Consider the following 7,410-nt stretch of genomic DNA (forward strand, 5'->3'; position numbering starts at 1 on the left):
CCCCCGATGAACGACACCCTCGACCTCGACGACGACCTGCTGGCCCTGCTGCTGCACGAGGACGCCGACGACACGCAGCGCATCGCCCGCCGTGGCCTTGCCCAGGCGCCGCTGACCTTCGCCCAACGGCGTATCTGGATGCAACAGCAACTCGACCCGGACAGCCCGGCCTACAACCTGCCGCGGGCCCTGCGCCTGCGCGGCCCGCTCGACCGCGAGGCACTGGAGCGCGCGCTGAACGCCCTGCTGCAACGTCACGACGTGCTGCGCAGCCGCTACAGCGAGGAAGACGGCGAGCCGGTCCAGTGCCTGTGCCCCGAGTTCCGCCTGGCGCTGCCGCTGGAGGACCTCACCGCGCTGCCGGCCGACTGGCGCGCGGGCGCGCTCGCCGAGCGCATCGGCAAGGACGCCAACACTCCCTTTGACCTGGCCGCGGCGCCTCCGATCCGTAGCCGTCTGCTGCGCCTGGACGCGACCGAGCACGTGCTGTTGCTGAACATGCATCACATCCTCTCCGACGGCTGGTCCAACGAGATCATCGTCGCTGACCTGATCCAGGCCTATACCCAGGCCAGCGCCGGGCAGCCGCAGGCGCTACGCCGGCCGGAGATTCAGTACGCCGACTACGCCGCCTGGCAGCGCCAGGACTACCCGGCCAGCCCCACCTGCCGCGCCAGCCAGGAGTACTGGCGCGCCTATCTGCAGGGCCTGGAGAGCAACCTCGACCTGCCCACCGATTTCCCCCGTGCCCGCGCCCGCGCCGCCGCCGGCCGCGTCGCCCTGCGCCTGTCGGCGGCGCAGCTGCAGGGGTTCAGGCGCTTCTGCCAGGAACAGGGCCTGCCGCCCTTCGTGCTCGCCCTCGGCGCCTGGCAACTGCTGCTGTCACGGCACTGTGGCCAGCAAGACTTCTGCATCGGCGTGCCCGGCGCCACCCGTGGCCGCGAGGAGCTGCAGGAACTGGTCGGCTACTTCGTCAGCACCCAGGTGTACCGCGCGCGCGTCGATCCATGTATGCCGGTGCGCGACTTCCTGCAGCGCCTGCGCGCGGAGTCCATGGCCTGCCTGGAGCACGCGGAATGCCCGCTGGAACTGGCCCTCGACGACCGCCAGCTGAAACTGGTCAACGCCCACCCGGTGCTGTTCGACTGGCACGTGGCGCGCCCCGGGCGCGACCACCTGTACCTGGGCGAACTGGAGGTGGAGCTGCTGGGCACCAGTGCCGACGAGGCCAAGTTCGACCTGTCGCTGGACGTCGACTACGCCGACGACGGCCTGGAAGCTGTGTTCGAATACCGCCGCGAACTATTCTGCGCCGGACGCATCGAGCGCCTGGCCGAGCACTGGGGCAACCTGCTGCAGAGCATTGCCGAACGGCCGCTGGCGCCTTGCGGCGAACTGCACTTCCTGTCCGCGGCGAACTGGCAGCGCACCCTGCTAGCCGCGGCGCGCAACCAGGATCAGCACCCCTATGACGACTGCGTGCAGCGCCTGTTCGAACGCCAGGCGCGGCGCACGCCGAACGCTCCGGCGCTGATCTGCGGCACGCAGCGGCTCGACTACGCCGAGCTGAACCGTCAGGCCAACCGCCTGGCGCACCGCCTGATAACCTGCGGGGTCGGCCCCGAGGTGACGGTGGGCATCGCCGTGGAGCGCTCGGCGGAAATGATCGTCGGCCTGCTGGCGGTGCTCAAGGCTGGCGGCGCCTACGTACCGCTGGACCCGGAATACCCCGCCGAACGCCTGGGCTGGATGATTGAGGACAGCGACCTGAAGCTCATCCTCAGCCAACGCCACCTGCTACCGCGCTTGCCGCTGCCGGAGACGCTGGCGGTGGTGCTGGTGGACGAGGAACTCTCCGACGCCCTCGCCGAGCACGACCCGCCGTGCCGGGTGCTACCGGCCAACCTCGCCTACCTGATGTTCACCTCCGGCTCCACCGGCCGGCCCAAGGGCGTGGCCATCGACCAGCAATCGCTGGCGCGGCACGCCCAGGTGGCCCGCGAGTTCCTCGACGTGACCGCCGAGGATCGCGTGCTGCAGTTCGCCACCTTCAACTTCGATGCCTTCGTCGAGCAGCTCTACCCGGCGCTCACCTGCGGCGCCTGCGTGGTGCTGCGCGGCAACGAACTGTGGGACAGCGAGCGCTTCCACGCCGAACTGCTGGACAAGCGCATCAGCATCGTCGATCTCACCACCGCCTACTGGAACCTGCTGGTCAACGACTTCGCCAGCGGCGGCCCGCGTGACTACGGGCGCCTGCGCCGGGTCAACGTCGGCGGAGAGGCGATGCCGGCCGAGTCGCTACAGGCCTGGCGCAAGGCCGGCCTGGGCCACGTTACCCTGCTCAACACCTATGGCCCAACCGAGGCCACCGTCAGCGCCACCCTGTTCGACTGCACCGAGCTGGCCGGCGGCGAGGCGCCGCGCATTCCCATCGGCCGCGCCCTGCCGGCGCGCGCGCTGTACGTGCTGGACAACGCCGGCCAGGCCGCCGCGCCGGGCGTGGTGGGTGAGCTGATGATCGCCGGCGACCTGCTGGCGCGCGGTTACTGCAAGCGCCCGGCGCTGACCGCCGAACGCTTCCTCCCCGACCCCTTCTCCAAGCACGGTGGGCGCATGTACCGCAGCGGCGACCTGGCCTCCCAGGACACCTGCGGCGTGCTCGAGTACGTCGGACGTATCGACCACCAGGTGAAGATCCGTGGCTTCCGCGTCGAGCTGGGCGAGATCGAGGCCTGCCTGCAGGAGGACCCGCGCCTGCGCGCGGCACTGGTGGTCGCCAACCAGGCAGCCAGCGGCGCGCAACTGGCCGCCTACGTGGTGGCCGAGCCGGAGCACGACGCCGACACGCTCAAGGCGCAGCTGCGCGAACACCTGCGCGAGCGCCTGCCGGCGTACATGCAGCCGGCTTTTCTCTGCGTGCTGGAACGTTTCCCTCTCTCGCCCAACGGCAAGATCGACCGCAAGGCCCTGCCGGCGCCCGGCAACGACGAGCTGGAACGCAGCCAAGTAGTGCCGCGCTCGACCCTCGAGCGCGAGGTTGCCGGCCTTTGGGCGCAGACACTTGGGCTGGAGCGCATCAGCGTGGAAGACAACTTCTTCGAGCTGGGCGGCCACTCCATCCTCGCCCTGCAACTGCTGGCCAGCCTCAAGCGCCAGTTGTCGATCAAGGTGGCGCTGGCCGAGCTGCTGGCCAACCCCAGCGTGGCGCAGCTGTGCGCTTTCATCGCCAACCGCGAGGCCGGCAAGGGCCAGTGCCTGGTGTCGCTGAACGCCGCGCCGGCCTCGGCGCCTCAGTTGTTCTGCCTGCACCCCAGCGGCGGCGTGGTGTTCTGCTACCAGCCGCTGGCCCGGCGTCTTAAGGACGAGGTGCGGGTGCACGGTCTGATGTACCAGGGCTACGCCGGCAGCGACGGCCAGCGCCAGGGCTGGGCGGAGATGGTCGAAGACTATTGCCGGCGGATCCGCGAAGCGCAGCCGCAGGGGCCCTATCACCTGCTCGGCTGGTCCCTCGGCGGGCCCATCGCCATGGACATCGCCGCGCGCCTGGAAGCCCAGGGCGAGCAGGTGGCCTTCCTCGGTCTGATCGACGGCAGCGTCCACGCCCGCGACTACCCGCGCGACCTGGTGCGGCGCAACCCCGGCGACGACGGCGAGATCCGCCCCGGCCAACAGAGCGAACTGGAGCGCGCCGCGGAGTTCTTCGGCCTGCTCTACCCGCACCTGGCCGAGCGCACCCGGCAATTCCTCCGCGAGCACCCCGCGGCCGAGATGAAGGCCTTCCACCAATGGGCCGCCGGGCTAACCAGCGGCACCGGGGAGGACGACCTGGCAGCGGCCCTGGAGGGCATCAAGGAAGAGATCATGGCCTCCAACGCCTACGACATCCACGACCAGTTGGTGGCCAGCTTCGAGGACTTCCACCTGCCGCGCCTGGCGGTCCGGCCCAGTTGCTGGTGGTCCACCGACCACAAGTCGGCGCAGGAGATATCCTTCCTCGAGGGCCTGATCGGAGGCTGCAACCACGAGGGCCGCCTGGCCCTGTCGGTCCACTCACCGCTGCCCCATGCCAGCATGGTGTTCCACGCCGAGCTGGTGGAGTCGGTGCGCGAGGCGCTGCTCCGCCAATAACACCTGCCTTGCGCGGCGAGGGTGATTACCCTGCAGCTCGTGCGCGGTTGACGCCCAGCCCCCTCCTCTCCCGCCACAGGAAAGGGGCTGGAGTCCGACGCGGGGCAATCCGCTTCGCGAACCACTCGTCCCTGCCGGGCGGGCAAGGTGGCAGGGACGGATGGCCGCGGGCTTCACAGGTCAAGAGAGCCTCCCCGAGCCTCGCGGTTACAGCGGCCTCCATGCCCTCTCCCGAAAGGTTTCCGGACCAAGCAGCCACCAGGAGGCAGCCTCGCGAGCAAGCCCGCGCCTGCTGAGCTGGATGAGCGAGGCTTTCGGGGCGGTGCTGCCAGCGCCCATGAAAAAGCCCCCGCGAGGGCCGGCATCATCCGGTCTCTGCGGGGGCTTGCCCGGGGAAGGGCGGGTTGGCGGTGCGGCTCAGAGTTCCGGCGTGTATTTCACGCTGAACATCACGTTGCGCGGGTCGCCGTAGTAGTTGTTGTAGTCGATGGTGTTGTACGCGGGCACGTAGTATTTCTTGTCGAACAGGTTGTTCATGTTCGCTGCCACCGTGATCTCGTCGCTCAGCTTGTACGCAACCCGCGCATCCCAGATGGCGTAGCCGGGCAGGTCGAACTTGTGGTCGTACGAGGTGGTGCCGCTGACCGCGGTGGTGCCCAGGCCCAGGGACACGCGGTTCCAGTCACCCGGCAGGGTGTAGTCGCCCCACAGCTTGAGCTGGTGCTTGGGCGTCCAGGTACTGAACACCTTGTCCTTGTAGTCGTTGTCCTTGAGGTACTTGGTGGTGTTGTAGACGTAGCCGGCCATCAGCTGCAGTCCGGTCAGCACCTCGCCGCTGATCTGCGCTTCCAGGCCCTGGCTGCGCACCTTGCCCGAGGGCTTGGAGCAGTACCAACCGTCACAGTCCATCGGTCCGCTGAGGTCGAGCACCGCGCGATTTTCCTGATCGTAGCGGAACAGCGCCACCGAAGTGTTGACCGCGCCATCGAGCAGTTCGCCTTTCAGGCCCAGCTCATAGTTGGTACCGGTGATCGGCTCAACGATGGAGCCGGAGGCGGTGCGACTGGTCTGCGGCTGGAACACGTCGGTGTAGCTGGCGTAGACCGACCACTGCGGGTCCAGCTCGTAGACCAGGCCGGCATAGGGCGAGACCTTGCCGGTGCTGGTGGTGGTGGATTCGCTGCGCCCGGTGTGGGCGAAGGTTTCGGCGCCGTAGGTGTAGTCGTACCAGCTGGTGCGTGCGCCAAGGATCAGCTTCAGCGGGTCGGTCAGGTTGATCGACCAGCGGCTATAGAAGCCCTTCTGCTCCACGTCGTAGTCAGTCAGACGGCCCAAGCCGCGGCTGGCGAGGTCATAGATGTCCGGCATCGGCCGGTGGTGGTCGACGTTGGAGGAGTCGGCGCCGAAAGTGGGGGCACGTGCCCAGCGGTCATCGGTCTTGATCCGCGAGTAGTTGGCGCCCAGAAGAAAGGTCTGCTCGAAGCCCAAGCCGGTGAACTGGCCGTCCAGATACAGATCCACGCCCTTGCTGTGAGTAGTGAAGTCGGTGCTCCAGTCGATGTAGGTGTTGTCGGTGGAGCCATCGGTGGGCAGCGCGTCCCACAGCGCCTGGTAGGTAGCGCCGTTGTGCTCGCTCATGTACACGCTGGAACCCTTGATGCGCCAGTCGTCGTTGAGCCGGTAGGTGGCGTCGAGGAAGACGCTGGTCTGGTCGTTGTCCGAACGGTTCCAATCGGCGCCGACGTAGGTGGAGCGCGACCAGTCGGGGTTCCCACCATCGGCGTAGCGCGGCAGGCCGAGCATCGGCGGACGCGAATGGCCCTTCTGGTTGGCCACACCCACCCCGACGGTGAAGTCCGGGGTGAAATCGTAGTCGACGGCGCCGTAAACGGTCTGGTTCCAGCCGCGCACATAGTCGATGAACGAGTCGCTGTCGTTGTAGCTGACCACGGTACGGCCACGCAGGGTGCCGCTCTCGTTCAGCGGACCGCCGGCGTCCAGCTGCATGCCGTAGCGGTCCCAGGAGCCGGCCTTGCCGGTCAGGCTGACGGTGGCCTTCTGCTGGCCGCGCTTGCGCACGAGGTTCAGCGCCCCGCCCGGGCTGTCGCCGCCCTGCAGCAACGCCGCCGGGCCGCGCAGCACTTCGGCGCGGTCGTAGAAACTCAGGTCCTCGGTCAGGTAGCTGCCCAGGGAATAGGTGTTGCGCGGGATAGGCACGCCATCGTACTGGATGGTGTCGATGCTGAAGCCGCGGGAAAAGATGAACAGGCCCGAGCCGGGCGACTTGGTGGCGGTCAGGCCGGGGGTGCGGTTGACCAGGTCGGAGATGGTTTCGGTGTTCTGGTCATCCATCTGCTTGCGGGTCACCACCGTCACCGACTGCGGGATGTCCTTCAGGCGCTGCACGCCCTTGCCCAGGGACACCGCGCCAGAGGTATAGGAGTTGCTGCCCTCGGTGGTGGCGTTGAGCGTACTGGAACGGATGGTGGTGGCGCCCAGGTCCAGTCTGTCGGCGCCGGGGCGGGTGAGGATCAGCATGTCGCCCTGGAAGTGGTAGCTGATGCTGCTGTGCCCCCCCAGCAGCCGCGACAGTGCCTCGTCGACGCTCATACGGCCCTTGACCGTGCCGCTGCGCAGGCCTTCCAGGTCGACGGCGTTGTAGATCACCTGGGTGTTGCTCTGCTCGCCGAACTGCTGCAGTGCCTGGCGCAGTGGCTGCGCGGAGATGTCGAAGTTGATGTCGGCGGCCCACACCTGCGCCGACAGCGGTACCAGGCAGGCCATACCTAGGCCTGCGACGTGCCCGCGGGCACCGACGGCCCTGGCGGTGATCAGGGCCCTGAACAAGGGTTTCAATTGATTGACTGCTGGCATTTGCATTCTCTGCTTGTCGTTGTAGCCGAAGGTAGGTCGCACCTTCGCCCCCCTTTGATCCGTGACCACCCCGCGTGCCTGTGCAAGCGGATCCCCCGGACACGGCAGGACGTGCCGCCCGCGCCCTGGGAGGGCGCCGGCAAGTGCTCGCCGATAGAACGTAGCCACGCTCGGCGGATTTACCCCTGAAGCCAAAAATAAGGCGAATAGCCATCATTTGCGCCATGTGTCTGGCAAAGACGACGGATCGATAGCGATCGGACAAGGAAAAACGCCGCTTCCCACACGGGGAAACGGCGTTGGTGTCGGCTCATGGGGTAGCTGACTCGGTACCGATGCGAATGCCCTGCCCGCGTGGTGAGAGGGAACGGCGCCTACGCCAGCGCGCAGGCGCCTGGTCGGCTG

The 7,410-nt window shown here is 67.9% G+C and carries 2 protein-coding genes; one reads left to right on the forward strand and one right to left on the reverse strand.

The window, feature by feature from the left end:
* Positions 1–6 precede the first annotated feature (6 nt).
* Complete coding sequence (locus tag ACTWJ5_RS16865; RefSeq protein WP_444436132.1) at positions 7–4,131, forward strand: amino acid adenylation domain-containing protein; 4,125 nt, start codon at positions 7–9, stop codon at positions 4,129–4,131.
* Positions 4,132–4,548: 417 nt separating this feature from the next.
* On the opposite strand, the gene ACTWJ5_RS16870 is transcribed toward ACTWJ5_RS16865, so the two are convergent.
* On the reverse strand, positions 4,549–7,005 hold the full coding sequence (locus tag ACTWJ5_RS16870) for a TonB-dependent siderophore receptor (RefSeq protein WP_444436133.1): 2,457 nt from the start codon (positions 7,003–7,005) through the stop codon (positions 4,549–4,551).
* Positions 7,006–7,410: the final 405 nt, after the last annotated feature.

It is taken from the genome of Pseudomonas sp. A6, assembly GCF_052367875.1.
Lineage (GTDB): Bacteria > Pseudomonadota > Gammaproteobacteria > Pseudomonadales > Pseudomonadaceae > Pseudomonas > Pseudomonas citronellolis.

What these genes read in the sequence shown, in the direction of transcription:
- ACTWJ5_RS16870 (WP_444436133.1), bottom strand. Translation starts at nt 7,005, where the DNA reads ATGCCAGCAGTCAATCAATTGAAACCCTTGTTCAGGGCCCTGATCACC.
- ACTWJ5_RS16865 (WP_444436132.1), top strand. Translation starts at nt 7, where the DNA reads ATGAACGACACCCTCGACCTCGACGACGACCTGCTGGCCCTGCTGCTG.